The sequence below is a fragment of the Sporosarcina sp. FSL K6-3508 genome (assembly GCF_038615825.1).
GTDB lineage: Bacteria > Bacillota > Bacilli > Bacillales_A > Planococcaceae > Sporosarcina > Sporosarcina newyorkensis.
Map to the genome: position 1 here is coordinate 1,027,174 of NZ_CP152016.1, position 24,785 is coordinate 1,051,958.

The 24,785-nt window shown below is 40.8% G+C and carries 28 protein-coding genes and 1 tRNA gene; 21 read left to right on the forward strand and 8 right to left on the reverse strand.

Features of this window, described 5'->3' with window-relative positions; genetic code table 11:
• The first annotated feature begins 29 nt into the window (after positions 1-29).
• On the forward strand, positions 30-1,847 hold the full coding sequence (gene pepF / locus MKX97_RS04685; protein WP_342537089.1) for an oligoendopeptidase F: 1,818 nt from the start codon (positions 30-32) through the stop codon (positions 1,845-1,847).
• A gap of 276 nt (positions 1,848-2,123) precedes the next feature.
• On the opposite strand, the gene MKX97_RS04690 is transcribed toward pepF, so the two are convergent.
• From MKX97_RS04690 to MKX97_RS04700, 3 genes are all read right to left on the reverse strand, one after another.
• Positions 2,124-2,948: a DsbA family protein gene (locus MKX97_RS04690; RefSeq protein WP_342537090.1), complete on the reverse strand. Its 825-nt coding sequence runs from the start codon at positions 2,946-2,948 to the stop codon at positions 2,124-2,126.
• Entirely contained in the window at positions 2,945-3,337 is a 393-nt protein-coding gene (locus MKX97_RS04695) for a hypothetical protein (RefSeq protein ID WP_009765715.1), read from the reverse strand. The genes MKX97_RS04690 and MKX97_RS04695 overlap by 4 nt, the downstream gene beginning before the upstream one ends.
• Before the next feature lie 325 nt (positions 3,338-3,662).
• Positions 3,663-4,349, reverse strand: coding sequence for a lytic transglycosylase domain-containing protein (locus MKX97_RS04700; RefSeq protein WP_009765714.1), 687 nt, complete (start codon positions 4,347-4,349; stop codon positions 3,663-3,665).
• A 157-nt stretch (positions 4,350-4,506) separates the two neighbouring features.
• Between MKX97_RS04700 and MKX97_RS04705 the strand changes: the two genes are divergently transcribed.
• The 5 genes from MKX97_RS04705 (at position 4,507) to MKX97_RS04725 (ending at position 8,655) form a co-directional block, all read left to right on the forward strand.
• The gene (locus MKX97_RS04705; RefSeq protein WP_342537093.1) at positions 4,507-4,899 is read left to right on the forward strand and encodes a hypothetical protein; all 393 of its coding nucleotides are present in this window, start codon (positions 4,507-4,509) and stop codon (positions 4,897-4,899) included.
• Positions 4,900-4,938: 39 nt separating this feature from the next.
• Entirely contained in the window at positions 4,939-5,772 is an 834-nt protein-coding gene (locus tag MKX97_RS04710; RefSeq protein ID WP_009765712.1) for an NAD kinase, read from the forward strand.
• The gene (locus MKX97_RS04715) at positions 5,756-6,691 is read left to right on the forward strand and encodes an RluA family pseudouridine synthase (protein WP_342537480.1); all 936 of its coding nucleotides are present in this window, start codon (positions 5,756-5,758) and stop codon (positions 6,689-6,691) included. Before MKX97_RS04710 ends, MKX97_RS04715 begins: the two co-directional genes overlap by 17 nt.
• A 67-nt stretch (positions 6,692-6,758) precedes the next feature.
• Positions 6,759-8,135 (forward strand): magnesium transporter, encoded by a 1,377-nt coding sequence (mgtE, locus tag MKX97_RS04720; protein ID WP_009765710.1) that lies wholly within the window; start codon positions 6,759-6,761, stop codon positions 8,133-8,135.
• A gap of 121 nt (positions 8,136-8,256) precedes the next feature.
• Complete coding sequence (locus tag MKX97_RS04725; protein ID WP_342537095.1) at positions 8,257-8,655, forward strand: hypothetical protein; 399 nt, start codon at positions 8,257-8,259, stop codon at positions 8,653-8,655.
• A 72-nt stretch (positions 8,656-8,727) separates the two neighbouring features.
• Here MKX97_RS04725 and MKX97_RS04730 read toward each other — a convergent pair whose 3' ends face one another.
• Entirely contained in the window at positions 8,728-9,324 is a 597-nt protein-coding gene (locus MKX97_RS04730; RefSeq protein WP_342537097.1) for a CotY/CotZ family spore coat protein, read from the reverse strand.
• 129 nt (positions 9,325-9,453) lie between these two features.
• Here MKX97_RS04730 and MKX97_RS04735 point away from each other — a divergent pair, with 129 nt between their 5' ends.
• From MKX97_RS04735 to MKX97_RS04765, 7 genes are all read left to right on the forward strand, one after another.
• On the forward strand, positions 9,454-9,846 hold the full coding sequence (locus MKX97_RS04735; protein ID WP_342537098.1) for a hypothetical protein: 393 nt from the start codon (positions 9,454-9,456) through the stop codon (positions 9,844-9,846).
• Entirely contained in the window at positions 9,846-10,301 is a 456-nt protein-coding gene (gene spoVAC / locus MKX97_RS04740) for a stage V sporulation protein AC (protein WP_342537099.1), read from the forward strand. The genes MKX97_RS04735 and spoVAC overlap by 1 nt, the downstream gene beginning before the upstream one ends.
• Positions 10,295-11,314 (forward strand): stage V sporulation protein AD, encoded by a 1,020-nt coding sequence (locus MKX97_RS04745; protein ID WP_342537100.1) that lies wholly within the window; start codon positions 10,295-10,297, stop codon positions 11,312-11,314. The genes spoVAC and MKX97_RS04745 overlap by 7 nt, the downstream gene beginning before the upstream one ends.
• Positions 11,311-11,673 carry a stage V sporulation protein AE gene (gene spoVAE, locus MKX97_RS04750; RefSeq protein ID WP_009765704.1) on the forward strand — a complete coding sequence of 121 codons (363 nt, stop codon included), beginning with the start codon at positions 11,311-11,313 and terminating at the stop codon, positions 11,671-11,673. Before MKX97_RS04745 ends, spoVAE begins: the two co-directional genes overlap by 4 nt.
• A gap of 71 nt (positions 11,674-11,744) precedes the next feature.
• Entirely contained in the window at positions 11,745-11,888 is a 144-nt protein-coding gene (locus MKX97_RS04755; protein WP_078817345.1) for a YjcZ family sporulation protein, read from the forward strand.
• Between the two features lie 15 nt (positions 11,889-11,903).
• Complete coding sequence (locus tag MKX97_RS04760) at positions 11,904-12,158, forward strand: stage VI sporulation protein F (protein ID WP_009765702.1); 255 nt, start codon at positions 11,904-11,906, stop codon at positions 12,156-12,158.
• A gap of 83 nt (positions 12,159-12,241) precedes the next feature.
• The gene (locus tag MKX97_RS04765) at positions 12,242-12,553 is read left to right on the forward strand and encodes a hypothetical protein (RefSeq protein ID WP_009765701.1); all 312 of its coding nucleotides are present in this window, start codon (positions 12,242-12,244) and stop codon (positions 12,551-12,553) included.
• 63 nt (positions 12,554-12,616) lie between these two features.
• On the opposite strand, the gene MKX97_RS04770 is transcribed toward MKX97_RS04765, so the two are convergent.
• From MKX97_RS04770 to MKX97_RS04780, 3 genes are all read right to left on the reverse strand, one after another.
• Complete coding sequence (locus MKX97_RS04770; protein ID WP_009765700.1) at positions 12,617-13,057, reverse strand: GNAT family N-acetyltransferase; 441 nt, start codon at positions 13,055-13,057, stop codon at positions 12,617-12,619.
• A 7-nt stretch (positions 13,058-13,064) separates the two neighbouring features.
• Positions 13,065-13,580 carry a YjcG family protein gene (locus MKX97_RS04775; protein ID WP_009765699.1) on the reverse strand — a complete coding sequence of 172 codons (516 nt, stop codon included), beginning with the start codon at positions 13,578-13,580 and terminating at the stop codon, positions 13,065-13,067.
• A gap of 87 nt (positions 13,581-13,667) precedes the next feature.
• A complete protein-coding gene (locus MKX97_RS04780) occupies positions 13,668-14,390 on the reverse strand; it encodes an alpha/beta hydrolase-fold protein (protein ID WP_009765698.1) in 723 nt (240 codons plus the stop codon).
• A 109-nt stretch (positions 14,391-14,499) separates the two neighbouring features.
• Here MKX97_RS04780 and MKX97_RS04785 point away from each other — a divergent pair, with 109 nt between their 5' ends.
• The 7 genes from MKX97_RS04785 (at position 14,500) to MKX97_RS04815 (ending at position 21,394) form a co-directional block, all read left to right on the forward strand.
• Complete coding sequence (locus tag MKX97_RS04785) at positions 14,500-15,054, forward strand: phosphatidylglycerophosphatase A (RefSeq protein ID WP_040758313.1); 555 nt, start codon at positions 14,500-14,502, stop codon at positions 15,052-15,054.
• Between the two features lie 797 nt (positions 15,055-15,851).
• Entirely contained in the window at positions 15,852-16,859 is a 1,008-nt protein-coding gene (locus MKX97_RS04790; protein ID WP_009765696.1) for a TAXI family TRAP transporter solute-binding subunit, read from the forward strand.
• Positions 16,860-16,952: 93 nt separating this feature from the next.
• A complete protein-coding gene (locus MKX97_RS04795; protein WP_342537103.1) occupies positions 16,953-17,480 on the forward strand; it encodes a DUF1850 domain-containing protein in 528 nt (175 codons plus the stop codon).
• A 40-nt stretch (positions 17,481-17,520) separates the two neighbouring features.
• The gene (locus MKX97_RS04800; RefSeq protein WP_342537481.1) at positions 17,521-19,503 is read left to right on the forward strand and encodes a TRAP transporter permease; all 1,983 of its coding nucleotides are present in this window, start codon (positions 17,521-17,523) and stop codon (positions 19,501-19,503) included.
• A 364-nt stretch (positions 19,504-19,867) separates the two neighbouring features.
• A complete protein-coding gene (locus tag MKX97_RS04805; protein ID WP_009765693.1) occupies positions 19,868-20,017 on the forward strand; it encodes a hypothetical protein in 150 nt (49 codons plus the stop codon).
• A 187-nt stretch (positions 20,018-20,204) separates the two neighbouring features.
• Positions 20,205-20,277: transfer RNA gene (locus MKX97_RS04810), tRNA-Val, on the forward strand.
• A gap of 202 nt (positions 20,278-20,479) precedes the next feature.
• Positions 20,480-21,394, forward strand: a complete 915-nt coding sequence (locus MKX97_RS04815) for an RluA family pseudouridine synthase (RefSeq protein ID WP_342537104.1) — start codon at positions 20,480-20,482, stop codon at positions 21,392-21,394.
• Between the two features lie 246 nt (positions 21,395-21,640).
• Here MKX97_RS04815 and MKX97_RS04820 read toward each other — a convergent pair whose 3' ends face one another.
• Positions 21,641-22,273, reverse strand: a complete 633-nt coding sequence (locus MKX97_RS04820) for a LysE family transporter (protein ID WP_340758478.1) — start codon at positions 22,271-22,273, stop codon at positions 21,641-21,643.
• Positions 22,274-22,597: 324 nt separating this feature from the next.
• Here MKX97_RS04820 and MKX97_RS04825 point away from each other — a divergent pair, with 324 nt between their 5' ends.
• Positions 22,598-24,703 carry a heavy metal translocating P-type ATPase gene (locus tag MKX97_RS04825; RefSeq protein ID WP_342537105.1) on the forward strand — a complete coding sequence of 702 codons (2,106 nt, stop codon included), beginning with the start codon at positions 22,598-22,600 and terminating at the stop codon, positions 24,701-24,703.
• Positions 24,704-24,785 lie beyond the last annotated feature (82 nt).

Here is a 24,785-nt window from a genome sequence, read left to right on the forward strand (position 1 = left end):
ACGGTGAAATGGCTGAAGGAGGAATTTGATTGACAAACGATCAAAAAGTTTTAACACGTGACGAAGTAGCTGAAGAAGAAACTTGGCGTCTGGAAGATATTTTTGTTTCCGATGAAGCATGGGATAAAGAATATCAAAAAGTTGAAGAGATGGTCAATGAAGCTGAGCAGTACAAAGGGACGCTCGGCAACGGAGCAAGACAACTTTTTGAGGCATTGACGTACCGTGATAAATTGGCAGAGCGTTTACGCAGATTGTATACGTATGCACATCTTAAAACTGATCAGGATACGACGAATGGTTTTTATCAAACAATGGATGGCCGTATCAAGTCATTAGTAGTAAAGGTGTCCACAGCATTGTCTTACTTTACGCCCGAGCTGCTTTCTATAGACGAAGAGCAATTAAACCAAACGATTGAATCGCATGAAGGTTTGCGTTTGTATAAACAAGAGTTTAAGGAATTGAATGCTGAACGTGCGCATATTCTATCAACTGAACAAGAGGCATTACTCGCTCAGTTGTCCGAAGTAACTGGAAATCCGGCTGAAACGTTCAGCATGTTGAATAATGCTGATCTAACCTTCGGATTAGTTAAGGATAAGGAAGGAAATGAAATCCAACTAACACATGGCCGGTATTCTCGTTTTTTAGAGAGTAAAGACCCTAAGGTGAGAGAAGCTGCATTTAAGGAAATGTATGCAAAATATGGAGAGTTCAAAAATACATTTGCATCCACACTTAGCGGGAATGTCAAGGCACATAATGTAAATGCGAGAATCAGGAATTATACTTCTGCAAGAAATGCAGCATTGTCCAGCAATCATATTCCTGAACAAGTATATGAGAATCTCGTTTCTACGATCAATAAGAACTTAGACTCGCTGCATCGCTATGTTGCTTTGCGTAAGAAAGTACTGCAACTTGATACACTTCATATGTGGGATATGTACACGCCGTTGGTGGAAGACACAGAAATTAAATACACTTATGAAGAAGCGAAAGAGACGATGCTGGAAAGTTTTCATCCGCTAGGCGAAGATTATACCTCGATCGTAAAAGAAGGACTTGAGAATCGTTGGGTCGATGTCCGTGAAAACAAAGGAAAGCGTTCAGGTGCTTATTCTTCTGGTTCATATGGAACAAATCCGTATATCTTAATGAATTGGCAAGATAATGTGAATAACTTATTCACGTTGGCGCATGAATTCGGCCATAGTGTCCATAGCTATTATTCTCGGCAAAATCAACCGTTTATTTACAGTGGCTATTCAATTTTCGTTGCAGAAGTAGCATCTACAGTGAATGAAGCATTACTCAATGATCATTTATTGAAGGTAACTACAGATGAAGACAAACGAATTTATTTGCTGAACCATTGGTTGGATGGATTCCGTGCAACTGTATTCCGCCAGACGATGTTTGCTGAATTTGAGCATCTCATCCATAAGTTGGATCAAGAAGGAACGCCATTGACAGCTGAAAAATTAACAGAAGAGTACTATGCATTGAATCAAAAATATTATGGTGAAGCAATCGTCAGCGATGAAGAAATTGGTTTGGAATGGGCGCGTATTCCACATTTCTACTATAATTATTATGTCTATCAGTATGCGACAGGGTATAGTGCAGCAGTAGCGCTAAGTAAACAGATTCTCGAAGAAGGGGAGCCGGCAGTCGACCGATACATTTCCAACTTCCTGAAAGCTGGATCTTCTGATTATCCGATTGAGGTGCTGAAAAAGGCAGGGGTCGATATGACATCTGAAAAACCGATTGAAGAAGCGTGCCGTGTTTTTGAAGAGCGATTAAATGAACTCGAGCAGCTTTTGGCGAAGAGAGGATAAGCGATAGCTATAAATCTCTAGGTATGTTGTCGGAGTATGTGACATAAGGATGAAAGCGAGTATAATTTGTTGAAGTCATAAGTTAGATATGGTATGTTATGTACGTGGAATAAATCACATACCAAACATACACCCCTTTTGTTTGAACGTGAACATTTCTCCCATTCCCTTTGAAAAAGAGTATTCACTCCCCCCCAGGAGAGAATGCTCTTTTCTTTTTTGTATAAAGAAATCCGAAGTGATCATTTTCTTGATCACCTCGGATATGAATAAGTGCTATTTAATTAGAGAGCAATTTGGTTGTTTTTTACGCCAAAGCGTTCGATCTTGGAAAGGAATTCGTTCGATTTGCTGCTTGAGCAGGCGCTTCTTCAATTCGCGTTCTGCTTCTTTTTCTGAAATATGATAGATTTCGGCAACTTCTTTAGTGGTTAGTAAATCAAAACGATTGAACAATGAGCTAATGGATGGCGGAATATCGGGTAAGATCTGTTCGCCAATCAATTCCTCTAAGATTTGTTCGTAAATCCCATAATCATAGAGACCGCTCACTTTCAAACCTTCATCTTCAATATTGCTATTGAAAAATACGAAAGTCGGTGCTTCATCTACTTCCATTTCATTTCCTAGAAACATATCGACTTGCAAGGCGCGTATTGTTTCTTCCGACGTGAAGTCGACAATGAATTCATCTACATCTAGATTGATCCGTGCGGCAATTTCAACTAGCACAGAAAAAGATGTGACATCACGCTTCTTTAAAAACGAATACTCAAATAAGCAAGATAGGTAACGGAAGCCAGCCCGTTTCCCTTGAAATTCAGCAGCTTTCACCGCGAGGCTCGGGAAACATGGGTTTGATCGCTTTGTCGGCTGGGGGTCTTGTCTCTCCGTTAAGCAGTTCCTATTTAGTTTATTTATAGGTGTACGCAACGCAACTCTCAACGTAAAATAATGATCATATTCTACTTGAAGTTTACGTAGGAGCGGTTGGAGTGACCAGCAGTCCTTGCAGTATGGATCCAAAAATACATAAAGTTCAATTGGTTTTGCTGAAGTAGAATAGTGTAACGTATCATCAATAACAGTTAGATAGTTCACTGGTCTTCCTCCTCGTTCCTATTTACCATATGGTTGGCTGTTAAGACAAGGCGTTGATAATAGACATTCCGAAGCGGTCCCTCCAGTCCCACTTCATCCATTGCTTCTTCCATGCATGCAAGCCACGCTTTCGCGCGAGTAGGCGTAATTGGGAACGGCATGTGCCGTGCCTTCATCATGGGATGGCCGTGTTCTTCCGTATATAGGTTAGGGCCTCCTAAATATTGTGTCTGAAATTGTTTTTGTTTCCGAATTGTTTCGGTTAAATCTTCAGGAAATATTGGAATAAGGTCCGGGTGCACAGCCACTTTATCATAGAAGCGTTCAATTAGTTCATGTAACCTTTTCTCGCCAATCTCCTCAAAAGGGATGACAGGTTTTCGGGTCATTACATTCACACCCCTTCGTTCATTTGTGACTTTATTCTATCAACGAATTATTTTGTATACAAATAAAACAGCTTATTTCTAATTATTGTTATATAGCAGGCAATTGCTGGTTGGATGTAAATAGGGATTCCGAGAACCGTTGATTTGCGCTACAGGCGTGACGCTTTCCGCGGGGCGTGCGGTGAGCCGCTTCCTTCGCTTCGCTCAGTCCAGGGTCTCACCTGTCACGCTAATCCCGCTGGAGTCGCCCGCCTTTCACTCCAATCAACTAGCGTGTTCCTTAGAAAATAGTGAAGAAAACATCAAACTTTAAAACATATCTATGCTACGCCATCTGCCCGTAGTAATTCATGACTTTTTTGACGTATTGTTGTGTTTCTTTGAAGGGAGGAATTCCACCATATTTTTTTACGTTCCCTGGTCCTGCATTATATGCGGCCAGTGCGGTTTCTATTTTTCCGAATTGATCTAGCATTTTTCGCAAGTATTTGGCGCCGCCCATGATGTTCTGTTGCGGGTCAAAGCGGTCTGTGACACCGATGAATTTAGCTGTTCCGGGCATTAATTGCATTAAGCCGGCTGCTCCTGCGTGGCTCGTGACATTATTATTAAAGTTGGACTCTTGCTTGATGACAGCGGCAATCAGATTTTGCGGCAATTGGTATTTGTCAGCAGCTTGCTTGATGATGTCTCCATACGGACCTTGGTAGGTTGCACCGGATGATGGTGCAGCTATTGTTGGAGAGGAGTTCTGTAACTGGAATGCTGGAATATGGGCTGGCATGTATACTGGATTGGCGCCTTGGTAAAGCAGGCCGTCAGCAGCAGTGCCATTCACTGTATTCGATGAACTTACTGACCCTAATGTACTTTCTGTCATTAACTGCGTCAGCATCGATTGGAATTCGTTAGAGCTGCCTGAAGAGTTCGTGCTGAAGGACTGAACTGCTCCGAGTGTTTGCAGCGCGTTGATTTCTAGGAGTAACCTTAGATTTTGTAGGTCTAGGCTCATACTTTCTCCCCCTATCTATGATTTTTCTATTAGTTTTTCATTGGTCGATTATATCCATTATACCAACTTTTGTACCCGAATGTACAATAACAAAATGCAACTATGTGTGTCATATGGTAGACTGAACGTAAAGACTTGTATTAAGGAAGTGATCATATTGGATATCAAAAATAAAATAATAAAAGTGAGTCAGCAAGGGAATGAAATACACTTTATTTTGGATCCGGAAGCAGAGTGGCCTTTAGATAGTGTCCCTACAGGAAAAATGCTGACAGACACAGACCGACAATCATTTGTTTATGTATTTGATCATGATTCGGGCTATCAGTATGCGTATTTTCCACAAGAAAGCTGGTACGGCCTTGTAGATTTGCTGTTGAATGAAATGGAACCTTTTCTAATTTGGGTAGATCAGAAAATACCTCTAGAAAACGCGGCAGAGGAACTACAGGCACTGGTATTGAATATCGAAGGCAATGATAATTATGGTGAAGCATTCAGTGTAGCTGTTGAGAAAGCCTTCCAATCTGTATTAGAACAGGAAAACTAAGCGGTATACGAAGAAACAAAATAGAAAGGAAGTGGCGTAATGAAATTCACAATTCAGTCTCGAAACGACGAACTTTCGAATAAGTTAATGAAAGAAGCGCGAGTATATTTACGAGATTTCGGTTTAAAGTATGATGAGGAAGAACCGGACATTGTATTGTCAATTGGTGGAGATGGCACATTACTGCATGCTTTTCATAAATACATACATCGACTCGACAAGACGTCATTCGTCGGTATCCATACAGGTCATCTAGGATTTTATGCTGATTGGAAACCTTCTGAAGTAGAAAAATTAGTGATTTTGATTGCTAGACAGGAATACGAAGTCATAGAGTATCCATTAATTGAAGTGACGATTAATTACCGCCACTCAGAAAAAAGTGCATCCTATTTGGCACTTAATGAATCAACAGTGAAATCACCTGAAGTGACATTAGTTATGGACGTTGAGTTAAATGGGGAACATTTTGAACGCTTTAGAGGAGACGGCTTATGTATGTCAACGCCATCTGGCTCAACTGCCTATAGTAAGTCACTTGGTGGAGCGATCATTCATCCATCTTTACCTTCGATGCAGCTGACGGAAATGGCATCGATCAATAACCGCGTCTTCCGAACAGTTGGTTCTCCTCTTATTTTGCCCGATCACCATATCTGTACGTTGACTCCTGTAAAAGGGCCTGATTTCATGGTGACAGTGGATCACTTGCAATTGCTTCATAAAGACGTAAAGTCTATTGAGTACAAAGTTTCCAATGAAAAAATGGGCTTTGCGCGGTTTAGACCTTTCCCATTTTGGAAGCGAGTGAATGAATCTTTTATAGCGAGTGATTTAAGATTTGAACGTGAAGACAATGAACAGGATAGCTAATCATTTGTTTCAATTAGACTATGAAGTGGAAGAACAACTAATACTGCGAGATTTTTTAGCGAGGAAAGATATTTCCAAAACCACATTGACCGCCATTAAATATCAAGGCGGGGATATCTTGGTGAACGGTCATGCACAAAATGTTCGTTATATTTTACGGCCAGGTGATCAAGTTACCGTAGTGTTCCCTCCTGAACAGATGAGCGAAGGGTTGAAGTCAGAATTGGGTCCATTGTCTGTTTTATATGAGGACAAGACGATTTTATTACTTGATAAACCTGCAGGTCAGAGTACAATCCCTTCACGTAATCATCCGTCCGGAACACTTGCGAATTTTGTCTGTGGGAAGTTTGAAGAAGAGGGCATACTATCGACAGCTCATATCGTGACGAGGCTGGATACAGATACGTCAGGAGTAATTTGCGTGGCGAAAAATCGACACATTCATCACTTATTAAGTAAGCAGATGAATGAGCAGCTCTTTCATCGGCGCTATACGGCATTCGCGGAAGGTCACATCAATACTTCTTTGATTAGGATCGAACAACCAATCGATAGAAAAGAAGGAAGCATAATTGAGCGGAAGGTAAGTGCAGAGGGACAATACGCAAAAACAGATGTAACTCTCCTGGGTAATTATGTCAATGACGTTCAGGCTTTTTCTGTAGTCGAGCTGAAACTGCATACGGGAAGAACTCATCAAATACGTGTTCATATGCAATGGTTAGGCCATCCTTTAGTTGGCGATGATTTGTATGGTGCTTCGAGTCACCAATTTGCGCGTCAGGCGTTGCATTGTTCATCCATCAGTTTTCTTCACCCGCTTACGAAGGAAAGAATGATATTTGATAGTCCGTTGCCAAGTGACATGAAGTACTACTTAAAGCAAAGTAAGACAGTCGAAATAAGGAGTATGTAATAATTTCCCGGGGAATAACAGAAGGATTTGATATGAACCGTAACTGCAGAAGGGAAGGTGTATAATCATGAACAATCAACCAGAGGAATTAAAAAATGAAGTCATCTATGATGAAGATAGCTTGCGTGAGTTGCTCGTAAACGAAGATATCCATTCATTTAGACAAGAATATTTAACCCTTCATCCATATGATCGAGCGATTTTTTATGAAAAAGTTGATCCGAAACTCCGAGAATTGATGTATTTCTATTTATCACCAAAAGAACTTGCTGAAATTTTTGAGACGAGCGAAATTGATGAAGATGAATACAAAGAGTTCCTTGAGGAGATGGACGCGACATATGCTGCAGAGATGATATCTTACATGTTTGTGGATAATGCGGTAGATGTCCTGAAAGAACTTGATAAAAAGCAAGTAGTCAGCTATTTGACATTAATGGATAAAGACGCTGCTGTTCAGATCAAAGCTTTGCTACACTATGAAGAGTACACAGCAGGATCCATCATGACCACTGAATTTGTTACGGTTCCCGAAAATTCAACCGTCCGTTCTGCGATGACTATACTGCGTAATGAAGCTCCGAGTGCCGAAACAATTTACTATGTCTTCGTCGTGGATGATCACCAGCGTTTGACTGGTGTCGTTTCTTTACGTGATCTTATTATTGCGGATGAAGATACGTTGATTCGTGAAATCATGAGTGATCGCATTGTCAGCGTGTCTGTTTCAGATGACCAGGAAGATGTTGCCCGAACAATCCAGGATTATAATTTTTTAGCCGTTCCTGTTGTCGACTTTCAACAACACATTTTAGGAATTATCACAGTCGATGATATTATTGATGTTCTTGATGAAGAAGCTTCAGACGATTATTCAAAGCTTGCCGGTGTTTCTACAATGGACACATTCGACAAGAACTCCTTCTCTGCTGCAAAGAAGAGGATACCCTGGTTGATCACATTGATTGTTCTCGGTATGCTCACTGCTAATTTAATTGATTTATTTACAGAAACGATTTCTCAGGTCGCTTTACTCGCTGTATTTATACCGTTAATTGCGGGAACTGCGGGAAATAGTGGTACCCAATCATTAGCCGTTGCCGTTCGGGGTATTGCGACACGTGATATTGAGGATGAGAGTAAGTTCAAATTGTTAGTGAGAGAAGCGGGTACCGGATTAATCACCGGATTAGTCTGCGCAATATTCGTTGTTCTGCTGATATTTATCTGGAAACATGAATTGGTCATTGCTCTTTTAGTGGGTACAGCTACCCTTGTATCGATTTTTGTCGCTACCATTTCAGGTTCGTTCATCCCTTTATTCATGCATAAGATCAAGGTGGACCCTGCAGTAGCCTCCGGACCATTTATCACGACGTTGAATGACGTCATCAGTATTATTATTTATCTAGGACTAGCAACAGCATTTATCAGCTCCTTGTGAGGAGTAAATGCTGTTTTTTCTATTTGAACATTTGAAAACGTATAGAAAATTGAAGATGAACTGGAACTTGGAACGTTAGGCTTTTTGTTTACATATGCTAAACAAAAAGGATGTGAGAGGTATGCGTAATGAAGAGCCGTTGTTGTTTATTAAGAGCCCGGTGATTCGGAAATTCATGTATACGCCAACTGTTGAAGAAGAGAGTACTTCTGTTTTTGAAATGGAGCATACTCGAGAAGCGGAACGAGTCATTGAATTGCCTCAATTAGTCGTATCGGACGAAGAAGTTTCAGTGGAAGTAAATCCGTATATTCAGAAGAACTTGGATTATTTGGTTCATCCTTTCCGTAAAGAATTGTATCAGCCGATTGAAATTGTGACAGAGGAGAGAGTAGTGAAGGGAATACTTGAGGAACTGAAAGATGATGTACTTTGGATGAAGGAGGGCGAAGATCTTACCTCAATCGCCATTCACGATATTAGAGACATAAAGTGGAAACAGCAATCATTTTCTATATAAATAATAAGAGGCGAACCCGTGATTTCGGGTTCGCCCTTTTTTCGCATTGCAAGCGTTAATTCTAATTGAATTTTAGTCTTCGTCGCAGAAGTCGATAAACACATCGTCGATGCATTGGATACCGCAGAAGCAGCTTAAATCAACAGTCAAGCACGTATCAGTGGCTCCGAAGCCGTTTACTTGACAAATTTTTTCTACGCAGATTTTCCCGTTATTTGTAATGTCGAAAGGCCTACCATCTTTCAATGGCTGTAATACTTGAAGCGTTGCACAGCAAGAGTCAAATACTTTCTGTACGCGGAAGAATACGGAGACGCAGCTTGTTGATGGTGCTGGACTTGGTCCCGGTCTTCTGCCACTTACTTCATCTTCAGTTGCTCTTGGTTGCGGGCGAGGTCTGTGATTCCTTTTCCCACCGCGGAATACGGCTTTGAAGTAGTCACCGTCGTCTGTTAACAAACTGAATACACGAGTATTCACACGACCGCGCGCCGGAAGAGTTAAACTGCCGAGCGGAGCCATGAAGCAATCCGTATCACATTCAACACAATCCACCTCTGGACTCGTGCTTTGGACACGTTTAATAAAACGCACTACCTCACAAATACAATTGGACTTATTACAGCGACTACCATTATCTCTTTCAAACTCTGTTCTTTCACATCCCACTACTGTCCACCTCCTGTTTTTCTTTCTCTATACCTTATGCGGTGTGAGAAAAGACGTCAGGGCGTTTGCACCGGTATGTATAATTCGATTAAGAATATTCCATACTCTTCTCTAAGGAGGGAGATACTCTTGAAAAGAATCGGTTTGCTGTTTACTTTGCTCATTCTATTGACTGGCTGCAGTGAAAAAGGAACCAAGATTGAAAATACAACGGCTTATGATGAAGATAAGTTGGAAGAAGTTTTGGATCAAAACAGTCATGTCAAATTAGCGATAGCGCTTCTTCATGAAAAGGACTTGATAACGGGCATTCGTGTGAATACATTTTCTCGCTTTCAAAAGAAAAAGATCGCATCGGATATTAAAAAGAAATTAGAAAAAGTTTATCCGGATTTGACGGTTACTGTTTCTGCGGACAGTAAAGTGTTGCTGGAAACAAAGAAATTGATTGATAAAGAAAAACAAGATGAATACCAAAAGAAAATAGATAAAATTAAATCCATTGAAAAGGAGCAAACCTAATGGAACAAGAAAAGTATGCCCATTTGGAGAAAGAATTATCGCCTAAACCTCCCATTCTAAAAAATGTCATTAAAGCGTTCTTGGTAGGTGGTCTCATTTGCCTAATTGGACAGTTTATCGCACTTTTCTATATAATGTTCTTTGATTTTACGGAACGTACAGCGAGCAATCCAACAGTTGCCACGATGATTTTCCTTTCAATGTTGCTAACGGGTTTTGGTCTGTATAAAAAGATTGCTCAGTTCGGGGGAGCGGGTGCAGCAGTTCCTATCACAGGTTTCGGTAATGCGGTTGTTTCATCTGCAATTGAGCATAAATCAGAAGGATATGTGCTCGGTGTCGGGGGGAATATGTTCAAACTTGCAGGCTCTGTTATTTTATTTGGCGTATTTTCTGCATTTGCTGTGGCGCTTATCAAGACGATTCTTGTGAAATTCGGTGTTGTTTCATGGTGAAGAATGGAATCCTGACTTTCAATTCTATGCCAAGTATTCATTCAGCCGGAGTTACTGCAGGACCCCTAGAAAAAAAGAAAAGTGTTTTTGCCCAGAGTTTTGACAAATTATATGAAGACGAGCGATGTGATTTGCCGACAAATGAGGATGGTCACAAACAGTTGATGTATGATGCTGTGATGGTTGCTCTCAGTAAAGCTAAAAAAGATGTCGAAAAAATTGATTTCTTTTTAACGGGCGACTTGGTGAATCAAATGACGCCATCTAATTTCACAGCCCAGGCTTTAGGAATTCCTTATTTAGGAATGTTTTCAGCTTGTGCAACATCCGTTTCTTCTATGATTACAGCCGCGCTGCTTGCAGAAGCTAAACAAGCAAATTGGCTCATCGCCGGCTCGTCTAGTCAACATAACGCAGTTGAACGGCAATTTCGTTATCCGCTCGAGTACGGTACTCAAAAAGCAGCTACTGCACAATGGACAGTGACAGCAGCAGGGGCTGTTTTAATTGGACAGAATAAGCCGGGAACTCCTTCGATATCTTGCGCCACGATTGGCAAAGTAGTGGACATGGGAATGACGGATCCTCTGAATATGGGAGCTGCTATGGCGCCTGCTGCGATGTCCACTTTATCTAGCCATTTAAACGGTCACAGTAAAACGGTTGATGATTATGACACGATTATCACGGGTGATCTGGGGAGCAGTGGATTTAAGCTTTTAAAAGCTCTTGCAAATAAACAAGGGCTACCCCATACGAAGAATTTTCGAGATGCAGGAGAAGAGTTCTATGGGATGGATCCTTCATTTTTTGCTGGTGCCAGTGGAGCTGGCTGTTCAGCCGCCGTGTTCTTTTCGGATGTATACCAGAAGTTGCAAAAAGGTGAATATCAACGTGTGCTGCTGATCGCAACAGGTGCATTGCTATCCCCATTGTCCTATCAGCAAGGAGATACCATTCCTTGTATCGCACATGCAATAGAAATTTCGATAAATGAGGTGAGTATGATATGATCTCCATTTATATTACTTCGTTTATTGTTGGTGGTCTGATCTGTGTCATTGGACAACTTTTGATGGATGTTGCAAAACTGACCCCGGCGCATACTTTATGTTCACTTGTAGTTGCTGGATCGGTATTGGATGGGATCGGTTGGTACGAGCCATTAATTGATTTTGCAGGCGCTGGTGCTACGATTCCAATCACTTCATTTGGGAATTCATTGACACATGGGGCTTTAGCAGAAGCGGAAAAACATGGCTTGATCGGCGTAGTGACAGGAATGTTTGAAGTGACGAGTTCTGGTATCAGTGCAGCCATTGTTTTCGGTTTGATTGGAGCACTTCTTTTTACTTCGAAAGGAAATGTGTGAAAATATATTAACCGCCCTCTCCATTTTGTTCTTCTCTGCATACGATAGAGAAGAAGGAAGGAGGGGTTTTTATGTTTGGATGTTATCCGTCTTACGGTCAAGGTGGATTTGGATATGGCGGCGGAGGCTGTGGAGAAAGATATGGCGGTTCTTCTTTCGTTTTAATTGTGGTCCTGTTTATTTTGCTGATCATTGTAGGCAGAAGCTATTTTTAAGGAGGAGATCTGAAGATGAATGATTCATTCTTTCGAAAAATAGAATCCAAGACAGGCGTCCCGATGGAAGAAGTTTTTGCCTTAGCCAACGCGATTCAGTTTGCCGATTTTAAAGATGAACGTCAAGTTAGAAAGATTGTACAAAAGGTGAGTCAGTTGGCTAGAAAAGACGTCCCACAACACGTAGAAGATGAATTGGTCAATTCGATCATTCAAAGTGGAAAAGGGCTTAACTTAAACGATATTAATCACATGCTTGATGGAAATTAATTAAATATTTAAAAAAGATGTTTAAAAGTTTCTACTAATGGGTATACTAGATAGAAAGCACAGAATCTAAGGAGGTGCACGTCATGGGATATATTTTACCGATCCAACCACTTCAGGCTCAACAATACGCAGAGCGAATGAATAACGAACGTCATAATTTTGCTTATATTGGCCGAGTAAGCCCAGTACGTCTAGAAAATGAGGAATCTAGTTATTGGGAAGATATCTTGGAGGACGAGAATCGGCAACAAGTAGAGCAAATGGAAGAACGGAACATGAAGCGTGCACCGCTTCCTTTAGTCAAAAGGGGCCCGATAGCTCCGAACCCAACGCAATTATCTCCCGAGATAGCGGCAGTAGTAGGAAAAGGTCTAGCGGTTAACACGTATGTGTGAGAACTCTAAAAATACCCCTGTCAGCTAAACAAAGCTGACAGGGGTATTTGATTGGGCACAGCATTATGATTCATCAAGTAAGCTCTTTTCCATCGCTCGATGCGGAATGTCTGCATCCATAAACTCTGGTGAAGTAACTACGTATCCTAATTTTTCATAGAAAGGCACGGCGTATGCCTGAGCATTCAACAGAAGTTTTTTCATAGAACTTTTTCTCGCATGTTCCTCTAATGTATGCATAATCATATTGCCAAAATGCTTGCCTCGATGTTCAGGTAAAACGCAGATTCTTTCGATTTTTCCGTGCGCGTTGACTAATCCTCTCATTCGACCGGCGCCGATTGGATTGTCTTCGCTGTCATAAACGACAAAATGTGTAGCGTCTTGATCATATTCATCCAATTCCAAATGTAGAGGTACTCCCTGTTCTTCTACAAAAACTTTCTTGCGAACAGAGAATGCATCCTCCCTACCCTTATCATCTGTGACGATCTTCACTGTCATCAGCAAATCAAGACTCCCGGTCAAGACGAAATGTTTCGTACACTGTCCACGAACCATCTTCTAGTTGGTACAGTAAATGGATGCGGTCGATGAGTTCAGAATGGTCGACACCTACCATTTTCAATTGGCTGATTATATCGTCATGTTCTCCTGATGTCAGGTTTTGGGCAATTGTGATGTGCGGTGCAAACGCATAATTGGATTCTGCTTCATAAAAATTCGAATTCAAATCTTTGTGTAGTTCGAGCAATTCATCGTTCGGTGTAACCTTGAAGTAAATTGTATTCGTAGTTGGAGCGAATGTGCTTACTTTTGTGGCATTCAACTCAAAAGGACTGTTCTTGATCGTAATTTCTTTTAACGCTTTTGCTACTTCTTCAATTTCCTTATCGTTCGCTTCAAACGGATCTTTAAGAGTCATATGCGGTGTGATCAGCGAGTAATGCGGATCATATCTCTTACGATAGCCATTTGCCAAGTCTTGGAGTTTCTTTGAAGGGAATGCAACAATACCGTATTTCATTTAAGATTACCTCCTCGTGAATTGAGTGAATTTTAGTTCATCCACTTCAGTATATCAGAAAATAGTCGGACTTGTCTTTTATTATCCCTATAAGTTGTTAATTTGTAGGAGAGCCCGTCGGATATCGGGTTGCCATGATTTCCATGTATGATCTCCGTCTAGCTCTTCATAAAAATATGGGAAACCTTTTTCTTTAATCAATTCATGCAGCTCACGGTTGGGCGTTAAAAAGTCTAGTCTGCCATCAGCGGTTGTTGGGACTGCTGTTTCTTGTTGACCGATCACCTGGTAAATGGACAAGGCAGCTGGATCTTGAATGGACTTTACAGCTTCCATGACATGTTCATTGACAAAAGGAGAATGCAGGACGACTTTTCCGAAACAATTCGGGTATTTCGCTGCCGTCAGTAATGATATGGAAGCAGCTAGAGAATCTCCAATTAACATACGACTTGAGCCCATTTGGTATGTTGGATAGGTTTCATCAATATACTGGATTAATTCATGAGCTAGAAAACGAATATACGCTTGGTGGCGGTCGCCTTCAGGATGATACATACGTCTGCGCTCAGGAACTGTTTTGTACGGAATGCCAACGATGATGACAGGGTCGATCAATTCTTCTTCCATCAACTCTTCTGCAACACGACCGATTCGGCCTAGTTGAAAATAATCTTTTCCGTCTGATGCCAGCACGACGTTATGCTTGTATAAAGGAGAGTAATGGGAAGGTAAATAAAGCAATAGTTCCATTTCTTCTTGCAGTTCATTGCTGTAAAAACGAATTTCTTCAATCTTGCCTGGGTTCATTTTGTAGGACCTCCATAAATAATGTACACTTAGAAGATATCATACCGGTAAGTAATGGGGAAAAGCCAGTGAAAAACTATCTGGTATGAGGAGAGAGAGGGGAAATAATATGGTAGCAGGTAAAAATATTGTTCATTCCGATGTAGTGACGGCAGCTGCAAAAGATGCATTGCTTCGCCGTGGAGTAAAAATTGAAGATATCGCGAAAATCGTTTATGAGATGCAGGTACCTTATAACAAGGGCTTGTCTCTAGATCAATGTATCGACTCTGTAGAAAATGTCTTGCGTAAGCGGGAATTGCAGCATGCGATCTTAGTTGGTGTGGAATTGGATGAAATTGCGGAAAGAGGTCAGCTTTCAGCTCCGCTTCAGCAAATTGTCGAGTCGGATGAAGGATTATTTGGTGTGGATGAAACAATTGCGTTAGGAGCAGTTTACACGTACGGTTCCATCGCAGTTACGACATTCGGTCATTTGGATAAAAACAAAATTGGCATTATCAATGATTTGGATACAAAAAAGGGCATAGGCATTCATACATTCTTGGATGACTTAGTCGCTAGTGTGGCAGCCTGTGCTGCATCTCGAATCGCCCATAGAACACGCGACTTACAAGAAGCGGGCCTGACGTTTGAAGATGTACGGAATGGAAACAGCGAATAAATCAAAATAAACGCACAAATACTTTACTCATAGTATTTGTGCGTTTTGTTTGTAGATTGAGGAAGGAATAAATGAGAACGGAAACCTTCTTATCTCAGTCTAGGCTCACGCTGGTCTACCTGGAGTCAAACGTCCTCCGCTCAAATGCTGTATAGCAGGAAAAAGGAAAGGAAATCTTCTATCCTTTTTTCTCTTTTTGACCCTTCATAAAATTCTCCACAGTGCTTTATCGATTTTATTTTCTAATACACCATTTCGAAGATCCAACATATTTACCTGGTTCAAATAGGGGGGTGAAATGAGTAGGTTTCCTTATATGAATTCTAAGATACTAGCATCCATTCTAGTGATCCATTCTAATATGAAAAGTAATAGTACAAACCATTGTCTTGGCCCGCACTACTAATATTAGTATGTTTCCGAAAGGCGCAGCTGAGCTACCTCAACTGAAAGTATATACTGCTTACGCTTCGATAATGCTTGGGAAAGCCATTCTTTGTGGTGGCTTTTCCTGTAGTGTTTAACGCGAATGATGAGACACGATGCTGAGCGAAGTGAGGAAAGCGGCTAATGTGCCTCGCGGAGAGCATCCCCTTAGCTGTAAACTAAAGCGTACTAATACCGCTAGAACAGCGTACAGGTATTTTTAGAAGTAGCGAGCATTTAAGTACAGTACTATTTAATTATTGCTAAGTGTTCGACTTGCCGGTTTGTTTTGAAAATCATTGACACACTAAAGCGCTTTCATGGTAGAATGAAAATGTCTATGACTATATTAGAAAAGGGGAGAAAGACACATGAAGAAAAAATCACTTCGCCTATTGGCGCTAGTTTCCATGCTTGCTCTTCTTGTTCTGGCTGCTTGCGGAACCGACAATGCAACAGACGGAGACAAGGATGCAGGGGATGGAAACAAAGAAGACGATAAGCAAGGTCAAGATTACAAGTTCTTGAGCTTATTAACTGGTGGAACGCAAGGAACATACTATCCGCTAGGTGGTTCTTTCGCAGAATTCATCGGTGAAGAAACCGGCATCAAAACGACTGCAGAAGTATCACAAGCATCTGCTGCCAATATGACAGCATTAAAAGATGGAGATGCACAAATCGCATTTGTACAAACAGATATTGCATATTATGCATCTAAAGGTGAAATGATGTTTGACGGAGAAGTAATCGACGAGGTATCCGCTGTCGGTAACTTATACCCTGAAACCGTTCAATTGGTTACATTGAAGAAAAATAATATTACAACGTTTGAAGATTTAAAAGGTAAAAGCGTTTCAGTAGGTGCTCCAGGTTCAGGTACGTATGCGAATGCTGAGCAGTTACTTGAGATTCACGGTCTTACAATGGACGATATTAAGCCACAAAACCTAGACTTCGGAGAGTCACAAGAAAGCCTACAAGCAGGGCAAATTGATGCGGCATTCATTACTGCAGGTACTCCAACAGGTGCTGTAGAAGGCTTGAACGCGGTAGCTGAAGTATTCATCGTTCCTGTAGAAGATGCAAAAGCAGATGAACTAATTGAGAAATATCCATACTATGCAAAAGAAATTATTCCAGCTGGAACATATGGTTCTGAAGAAGATACACCGGCAGTTTCTGTAGGTGCAATGCTTGTTATGCAAAATGACATTTCTGAAGAGCTTGGCTACCAAATCACGAAAGCAATTTATGAAAACGCTTCAAAAATCCAACATGCTAAAGGTGCATTGATCAAGGCTGAAAACGGCTTGGATGGGATTGGTATCCCTGTACACCCTGGTGCACAGAAGTATTTTGACGAAGTAAACAAATAAAAATAAGAAGTTTGAAATGATGAAGAGGGACGGTGAAGCGTTTAGCTTTATCCGTCCCATTCTTAATTGTTCATAAAAGGAAGGAAAAGGCGGATGAAATTCGGAAAAGTCATTCTTCTGCTGATATTTCTAATTATTAGTTCGGTACTTATACTACTGTTTTATCCCTATAAACAAGTGATCGTACTTGAAGAAGTGCGGAGCGAACAACCGAAATTGTATTATCTTCCATTACATACTGATCGTCATTTTCAAGTAAATTATATTCATTCGATTCACTTATCTAATGTGAAGGAACAATATGAAATTACCGATAACGAGAAGCTCCGTTTCGAATTTATGCAGTATGAAGACGTAGCCATCGGATTGCCGGGTTACGCGGATGAAGGCGAAATTTTGACGGTGGAAGATGGTGTTTATACGCTTACATTCGAAAATCGTGTGATCGACTCATTTGTTCTGTATGTAGGTAGAGTAGATACCGGGTTATCTTTGCGATATGAAAACAAAGATTATAATTTGAAAGATTTTCTTCAGAAAGGTCATTCGTATAGTTTTCATATAACTAAGATATCGAATTTTGAGTTGTTGAGAGGAGTTGGAATTGATGGCAAAAAATAAGGATAATAATGAAGAAATCCCACGTTTATCTAATGAAGAAATGGGGACGCTGACTGAACAAGAGCAGCTCGAAATTCTTCAAAAATATGACCCTGAGTCCAATACAAGAAATTTGAAGGGCATTTTAAGTAAGATTGTGTTTTTCGGTTTATTGGCATTTTCTATTTTCCAGTTATATACAGCGATAGGTAAACCATTCACCGCGCAAATACAGCGTTCCATTCATTTAGGATTCGCGCTATCTCTTATTTTCTTATTGTTCCCAGCTAGAAAGAAAATTGGAATTCGTCGTGATAAAGTACCGTTTTATGATATTATCTTAGCTTTGTTGGCGATCGTAGTTGGCTTATATTGGCCGCTTTTCATGGATGATCTCATATATCGTGTTGGCCGGGTTTCGGATATCGACTTGATTGTCGGTATATTAGCCGTTCTATTGACATTAGAGGCGGCGAGACGGGCTGTCGGTTTGCCGATCACGATCATTTCCGTTGTGTTTTTAATCTATGCTTTTTTCGGGCCATACTTCCCTGGGTTTCTGGCGCACCGAGGACAAAGCGTAGAAAACCTTGTCCAACTGATGTTCTTCACAACGGACGGTATTTTAGGTACGCCAATTAGTGTATCTGCCACCTTTATATTCGTCTTCCTATTATTCGGCGCGTTTTTGGTGAAAACAGGAGTAGGAAATTATTTTAATGACTTAGCCGTTGTATTGGCTGGCCGCTTGACTGGCGGTCCTGCTAAAGTAGCAATATTCTCTAGTGCTTTGCAGGGCACGATTTCAGGTAGTTCTGTAGCAAACGTAGTAGGGTCAGGTTCGTATACAATCCCTATGATGAAAAAGTTAGGTTATAGAAAAGAGTTTGCCGGAGGGGTAGAGGCCGCGGCTTCGACTGGCGGACAGATTATGCCGCCGATCATGGGAGCGGCAGCGTTCCTGATGGTAGAGTTTATCGGAGGCGTGACGTATTGGGAGATTGCCAAAGCAGCTGCCATTCCTGCATTGCTCTATTTTACAGGTATTTGGATCATGACGCATTTCGAAGCGAAGCGTGTTGGTTTGCAAGGAATGGATGCATCCCAAATACCGAATCGTAAAGAAACATTAAAGAAAATTTACTTGCTTCTTCCGATTCTTGGGATTATCGTCTTCTTGTTGGTTGGAATTCCGACAATGAAAGCAGCACTATTAGGTATCGTGTTAACAATTGTTGTCAGTGCGATCAGTAAAGATACGAGAATTGGTATCCGGGATATGATTCATGCACTGGTAGACGGTGCACGGACTGCATTGGCTGTTGCGGCAGCGACAGCGTGTGCGGGTATTATCGTTGGAGTCGTAGTGAAAACCGGGCTGGGATTAAGTTTAGCGACAGGCTTGATTTCAGCTGCAGGCGGTAACATCTTCTTAACATTGTTCTTTACGATGTTAGCAGCGATCATTTTAGGTATGGGATCGCCAACTACAGCGAACTATGTTATTACATCTACAATTGCGGCGCCAGCCATTATTACATTGCTGATGCTGGATGCGCCTCCAGGGGCAGCTGTGCCGATTGTAGTAGCCGTTTCTGCACATTTATTCGTATTCTATTTCGGAATTATTGCGGATATCACTCCGCCGGTAGCACTTGCTGCTTTTGCTGCCTCCGGAATTTCAGGCGGGGATCCCATTAAGACAGGTGTTACCTCTGCTAAATTGGCGATTGCGGCCTTCATTATTCCGTATATGTTTGTATTCAATCCAGCGATGTTAATGTTAGATTCCAGCATACTGGAGATTGTCTGGGTAACGTTTACCGCCATTGTCGGTATGGTAGCAATCGGCGCAGGAATGATCGGTTATTGGTATCTTAAATTGAACTGGATCATGCGAATCCTGACGGTAGGAACTGGTTTGTTGTTGATTTATCCAGAAACTATGACGGATATGGTCGGTTTAGGGATGTTCGTGGTTTTATTGGTGCTTCAATTGATTTCTAAGAAAAAGATTGATTTATCACAACTTGCTTCAAATTAATCTAGTAAGACTTGTCTACTCCTGTAAAACTGGGAACTGGGCAGACAAGTCTTTTTATTTCTTAATAATAGTAGTCATTCATATTGAAGAGGTTGTGTGGAAAGTACTATTACTTTAGAAAAATTGAACTGCAGATAATCTAGTAATGACGTGTTGCTAGATAGAATGATTAGTCCGATTCATGTGTGTGTTGAAATGTCAAGACTCCAAAGGTCTATAATATAAAGAATTGATTTTGGACTAATTACGCAGTTTTGCCAAGGACGGTTATGTCTATACTACATATAAGCAAATCAATCACAAATGTTGATGTACATACAACGATTATGGATTTTGACTAAAACGTAAAAGGAGAGGAAATACTATGCAATCACAAGATATTTGGTTTGAAAATTTATTTGAGGGACACTTGGCACATGGATTCAATAAGGAACGTATCGGTGAACTTGATCATGAAGAATTTCTGTATTTTGATAACGATCAAGTGGAAGAATCAGTAAATCAAATGCAGTAGATGGAAGGAGAGTCTCAACTGGCCATTTTAAAAGTGTTCCACAAAAATCGGTAATTTTTCTTCTTGATAAGAAAAATTACCGATTTTAAATTTTCCTATTTACAATATGCGAAGATGATGCTATTATAATATTTGTGCTTATCCAAGAGAACTTATTTGCGATAGTATGCACATCTTAGTTCTATTCGATTCCTTAGCTCAGCTGGGAGAGCGCCACCTTGACAGGGTGGAGGTCGCTGGTTCGAGCCCAGTAGGAATCATAGGTGCCAAACCTAAGTTAAAGTCCGTCGGAACACGGTTCTTTAACACCAAGAGACCCTATTAGGCCGGATGCCTAGGGGTCTTTTTTGTGTTTAAATCGATTTAAAATAGGTTTACTTTATTTTTCTGTAATACAGGAACAGCTTGAACGTACAAGTCCAGAGACCGTGGTGTATTATTTACATACTAGAACCTAATTAGATGAGTAGGAGGTATTTTTTGTTGAAAAGAAAACCAGAAGCATTTAGCAAAACGGAATATACTGTTCAGGAACAGATCGAGTTATTACCATTTTTATTGAAAGTACTGTCAAAAACCAGTCGGAATTCGGTTAAATCGATTCTAACCCGTGGCCAAGTTATGGTGGATGGGCAAATGATGAGGCAACATAATTACTCATTGCAAATTGGTCAGAAGGTTGAAATTCAAAGTAACCAAGTGGCTCTAAACATCTCGAAATTAGTAGGCGTAACAATTTTACATGAAGATGAAGATATAATAGTGATCAATAAAGAAGCGGGTATCCTCTCTGTTGCTTCCAAACGAGAAAGGGAGATGACTGCATATCGACAAGTTACGGACTATGTCCGAAGCAGTGATGTTAGAAATAGAATTTTTGTAGTGCATAGACTTGATAAAGATACATCAGGTGTCATGATGTTTGCCAAAAATGAAAAAACACAACAAACTCTGCAAAATACATGGAGTGAGTCAGTAAAAGAGCGCATGTACACTGCGCTTGTACAAGGAAAGGTGAAAAGTGAATCGGGTACCATCACATCTTGGTTGACTGAAAATAGCGCGTTCAAAGTATATTCAAGTCCGATTGATAATGGTGGTCAGCATGCAATTACACATTACAAAAGAATTCAGTCGAACAAAGAGTGTTCGTTGTTGGAAGTTCTCCTTGAAACGGGGCGAAAAAATCAAATCCGCGTGCATATGGAGGAATTAGGTCACCCTGTTCTTGGTGACAAAAAGTATGGCTCTACAAGTAATCCGCTACGCAGACTGGGGCTTCATGCGACAGCATTGTCCTTTCTACACCCACGAACCGGTGAATTGGTACGATTTGAAGCAGAAGTACCTGCGATGTTTATCACACGATCTAAGTAAGATCAGTAGGAATTATAGGAGTCAAACCTGCGTTAAAGACCTTCAGAACACTATTCTATAACACATAGAGATCCTAATGGCGGATGCCTAAGGGTCTCTTTTTTTATGTTTAGTGACCCATCTTAAAGCAAACCATTGAACGTATCCCTCGCCCTTCATTAACCTTCTTCTTTTTGAAGTATGAAGCGAAAATAAACCGTTTGGATAATCCAAACGGTGATTTAAAATATAGAAATTAGCGGAAGGTTAAAGTGCGGTTCTCACGCCAAAACTTGCTAAGAGTACACCGGTTGACTTTTGAAAAGCCGTAAGAAACTTAGAATTACCTAACCACTTTCTAGAGAGATCTATTAGATGAATAATAACTAAAAACCATACCACTGCGATTACGGTAGCGATCAACCCTAAAACGATTAGTTGTTGATTTACGCTTCCTTTTAAATCAATAAATTGAGGCATGATTGTAATATAAACTAAAACTGTTTTCGGATTAAAAATATTGCTTAGTAGTGCTTGCGTAAAGGAATCTTTGTAATGTTGATTAGAAGATTTCATTAAAGAGTCAGATGGGTTTTCTTGAATAGCTTCTAAAGAAATTGAGTTTTTGGAGAAAAAACTTCTTACTCCTAAAAACAATAAATAGGCGGCGCCTAAATATTTGATGGCAGTGAAAATAACCGCTGACTGTGCGATAGCCATGGATAATCCAAGGACAGCAATGAGAGTCCAGAAAGAAAGTCCCATAGCCATTCCGAGTACAGTATAAAGTCCAGCTTTTTTTCCGTGACTGATTGTGTTTTTTACAAGAAGTATCATATCAGGACCAGGTATGAAAACCATTACTGCGATCATTATGATATATGTAATTATATTATCCATGTATTACCTCCAAACAATAAATTATATATCACTATATACCATTTAGGTTGAAATAGAAATATCTAATTAATAAGTTAATTGGATTATTATCTGAACTTGAAAGACGGTAGTATAGTTGAAGCTTGGTATGATGTGATGCTTGCCATCATTTCTTTTTTTCAGGCACGTAAGATACTTAAGTACCTTTTGGTTATATCGTTCAAACTGGTGCTTGATTGAATTGACAAAAGTTATTGGATTGAATATACTGAAAGTAATCAATCAAACGGGTGATTGAATGATAATGCAGATAGATTACTCTGAATTTTGGGAAGGACTGATCACATGGCTACTGAGAAAAACGTCTACCGTCTGCAAGGGCTTTCATGCACAAGTTGTGCCGCGAAATTCGAAAAAAATATTAGGCAAATCGATACAGTGGAAGACGTGCAGTTGAACTTTGGGGCATCTAAGCTAACGGTGGATGGCGATGTTTCGATCTTGCAACTGGAAAAAGCGGGTGCATTTGATGGCATAAAAGTCTTTCCTGAAAAACAAAGAAACACGAAGCAACATATTCCTTTCTGGCTTAAACGTGAAAACCAGACGACATTGGTCTCGCTGGTATTGTTACTGGCGGGCTATGGCGTTTCAGCAGCCAATGGACAGAATAACTGGTTATCCATTGTCTTATTCGCATTGGCTATTTTGATTGGCGGTTACAGTTTAATGAAAGAAGGACTGCTAAATCTTTCAAAATTGGAATTTGACATGTCGACATTAATGACCATCGCGGTCATCGGGGCTGCGTTGATTGGAGATTGGGCGGAAGGTGCCGTTGTCGTGTTTTTGTTTTCTGTCAGCGAAGCGCTGGAAAGCTATTCGATTGATAAAGCGAGAAACTCCATTAGTTCATTAATGGAAATCGCTCCTACCACAGCGACTGTATTGCGAAATGGCGTAGAGTATGAAGTAGAAGTTGAAGAATTAATGATCAATGATGTGATCTTAATCAAACCGGGACAAAAGATTGCGATGGATGGGGAAGTGATTCAAGGAAATTCTTCCGTCAATCAGTCGGCCATCACAGGTGAATCGGTACCTGTTCATAAAGTGCTCGGTGATGAAGTCTTCGCTGGAACGCTAAATGAAGAAGGTTCGATGCAAGTACGTGTCACGAAGCTTGCTGAAGATACAACGATCGCAAAAATCATTCATTTGGTAGAAGAAGCACAGGCAGAAAAAGCACCTACCCAGCAGTTCGTGGACCTATTTGCGAAATATTATACCCCGGCTATTCTCGCGATTTCCGTGCTAATTATGGTGATCCCGCCCCTTGCTATGGGTGGTTTATGGAGTGACTGGTTTTATAAAGGGTTAGTAGTTCTTGTTGTCGGTTGTCCGTGTGCGTTGGTGATCTCGACTCCTATTGCAATTGTCACAGCGATAGGGAATGCAGCGCGGAATGGTGTCTTGATTAAAGGAGGCATTCATTTAGAAGAAACTGGACAAATTAAAGTGATTGCATTTGATAAAACAGGTACTTTGACGGAAGGCCGCCCGGAAGTGACAGATGTTATTTCAGTATCTGCAGTCACTGAAGCTGAATTACTGAAACAGGCTGCATCGATCGAACGATTCTCTCAGCATCCGCTTGCAACAGCTATCATGAGAGCAGCAGGGAAGTTGTCGAATGATTTATTGGAAGTGGAGGATTTCCAATCGATCACAGGTAAGGGAGCGAAAGGATTGCTCGGCGGTAGATTAGTTTATGTTGGCAGTCCGAATCTGTATAAAGAGATGGATCGTTTAGAAGAGTCTTTTGAACAACGAATACTCGAATTGCAACGGCAAGGAAAAACGGTCATGCTCGTTTGGTCCGAAGCAGGCCTAGACGGTATGATTGCTGTAGCAGATCAAGTCCGCAAAAGCAGCTTATCGGTCATTCAGAAACTTCATCAAATGGGGATAAGAAAGACGGTCATGCTTACCGGTGATAATCAATCCACTGCGTCGGCGATCGGCCAGCAACTAGGTTTATCAGAAGTGAAGGCAGAATTGCTGCCTCATGAAAAAGTGGCAATGATTAAATCGATGAGACAATATGGGAAAGTCGCTATGATTGGCGATGGAGTGAACGACGCGCCTGCTTTGGCGAGTGCGAACATCGGAATTGCGATGGGCGGTGCGGGTACAGATACAGCGCTTGAAACTGCGGATATCGCGTTAATGGCAGATGATTTGGAAAAACTGCCGTACACAATCAACTTGAGTATGCGTACAAAGCAAATCATTCTTCAAAACATCTCCATTGCACTAGGTTTGAAAGTGATCGCACTGCTATTAATTATTCCAGGTTGGTTAACGTTGTGGATGGCAGTTATGGCCGACATGGGTGCGACAGTGATTGTCGTTTTGAACTCTTTGCGATTAATGAGAAGTCGCGTATAAAGATAAACTCCGAATCTTCAATCGTTCGGAGTTTTTTCTTTTGGATAAACTGATAGAATGGAAGGAGGTAGGAAAAAGAGGA

Excerpts from the sequence above, each read along its gene's own strand:
- MKX97_RS04700 (WP_009765714.1), bottom strand. The coding sequence starts at position 4,349 with ATGAGCCTAGACCTACAAAATCTAAGGTTACTCCTAGAAATCAACGCG.
- MKX97_RS04790 (WP_009765696.1), top strand. The coding sequence starts at position 15,852 with ATGAAGAAAAAATCACTTCGCCTATTGGCGCTAGTTTCCATGCTTGCT.
- MKX97_RS04770 (WP_009765700.1), bottom strand. The coding sequence starts at position 13,057 with ATGACAGTGAAGATCGTCACAGATGATAAGGGTAGGGAGGATGCATTC.
- MKX97_RS04745 (WP_342537100.1), top strand. The coding sequence starts at position 10,295 with ATGGTGAAGAATGGAATCCTGACTTTCAATTCTATGCCAAGTATTCAT.
- MKX97_RS04775 (WP_009765699.1), bottom strand. The coding sequence starts at position 13,580 with ATGAAATACGGTATTGTTGCATTCCCTTCAAAGAAACTCCAAGACTTG.
- spoVAC (WP_342537099.1), top strand. The coding sequence starts at position 9,846 with ATGGAACAAGAAAAGTATGCCCATTTGGAGAAAGAATTATCGCCTAAA.
- MKX97_RS04795 (WP_342537103.1), top strand. The coding sequence starts at position 16,953 with ATGAAATTCGGAAAAGTCATTCTTCTGCTGATATTTCTAATTATTAGT.
- spoVAE (WP_009765704.1), top strand. The coding sequence starts at position 11,311 with ATGATCTCCATTTATATTACTTCGTTTATTGTTGGTGGTCTGATCTGT.
- MKX97_RS04800 (WP_342537481.1), top strand. The coding sequence starts at position 17,521 with ATGGGGACGCTGACTGAACAAGAGCAGCTCGAAATTCTTCAAAAATAT.
- mgtE (WP_009765710.1), top strand. The coding sequence starts at position 6,759 with ATGAACAATCAACCAGAGGAATTAAAAAATGAAGTCATCTATGATGAA.
- MKX97_RS04715 (WP_342537480.1), top strand. The coding sequence starts at position 5,756 with ATGAACAGGATAGCTAATCATTTGTTTCAATTAGACTATGAAGTGGAA.
- MKX97_RS04710 (WP_009765712.1), top strand. The coding sequence starts at position 4,939 with ATGAAATTCACAATTCAGTCTCGAAACGACGAACTTTCGAATAAGTTA.
- MKX97_RS04785 (WP_040758313.1), top strand. The coding sequence starts at position 14,500 with ATGGTAGCAGGTAAAAATATTGTTCATTCCGATGTAGTGACGGCAGCT.
- MKX97_RS04765 (WP_009765701.1), top strand. The coding sequence starts at position 12,242 with ATGGGATATATTTTACCGATCCAACCACTTCAGGCTCAACAATACGCA.
- MKX97_RS04755 (WP_078817345.1), top strand. The coding sequence starts at position 11,745 with ATGTTTGGATGTTATCCGTCTTACGGTCAAGGTGGATTTGGATATGGC.
- MKX97_RS04725 (WP_342537095.1), top strand. The coding sequence starts at position 8,257 with ATGCGTAATGAAGAGCCGTTGTTGTTTATTAAGAGCCCGGTGATTCGG.
- MKX97_RS04820 (WP_340758478.1), bottom strand. The coding sequence starts at position 22,273 with ATGGATAATATAATTACATATATCATAATGATCGCAGTAATGGTTTTC.
- MKX97_RS04780 (WP_009765698.1), bottom strand. The coding sequence starts at position 14,390 with ATGAACCCAGGCAAGATTGAAGAAATTCGTTTTTACAGCAATGAACTG.
- MKX97_RS04825 (WP_342537105.1), top strand. The coding sequence starts at position 22,598 with ATGGCTACTGAGAAAAACGTCTACCGTCTGCAAGGGCTTTCATGCACA.
- MKX97_RS04815 (WP_342537104.1), top strand. The coding sequence starts at position 20,480 with ATGAGTAGGAGGTATTTTTTGTTGAAAAGAAAACCAGAAGCATTTAGC.
- MKX97_RS04760 (WP_009765702.1), top strand. The coding sequence starts at position 11,904 with ATGAATGATTCATTCTTTCGAAAAATAGAATCCAAGACAGGCGTCCCG.
- MKX97_RS04805 (WP_009765693.1), top strand. The coding sequence starts at position 19,868 with ATGCAATCACAAGATATTTGGTTTGAAAATTTATTTGAGGGACACTTG.
- MKX97_RS04695 (WP_009765715.1), bottom strand. The coding sequence starts at position 3,337 with ATGACCCGAAAACCTGTCATCCCTTTTGAGGAGATTGGCGAGAAAAGG.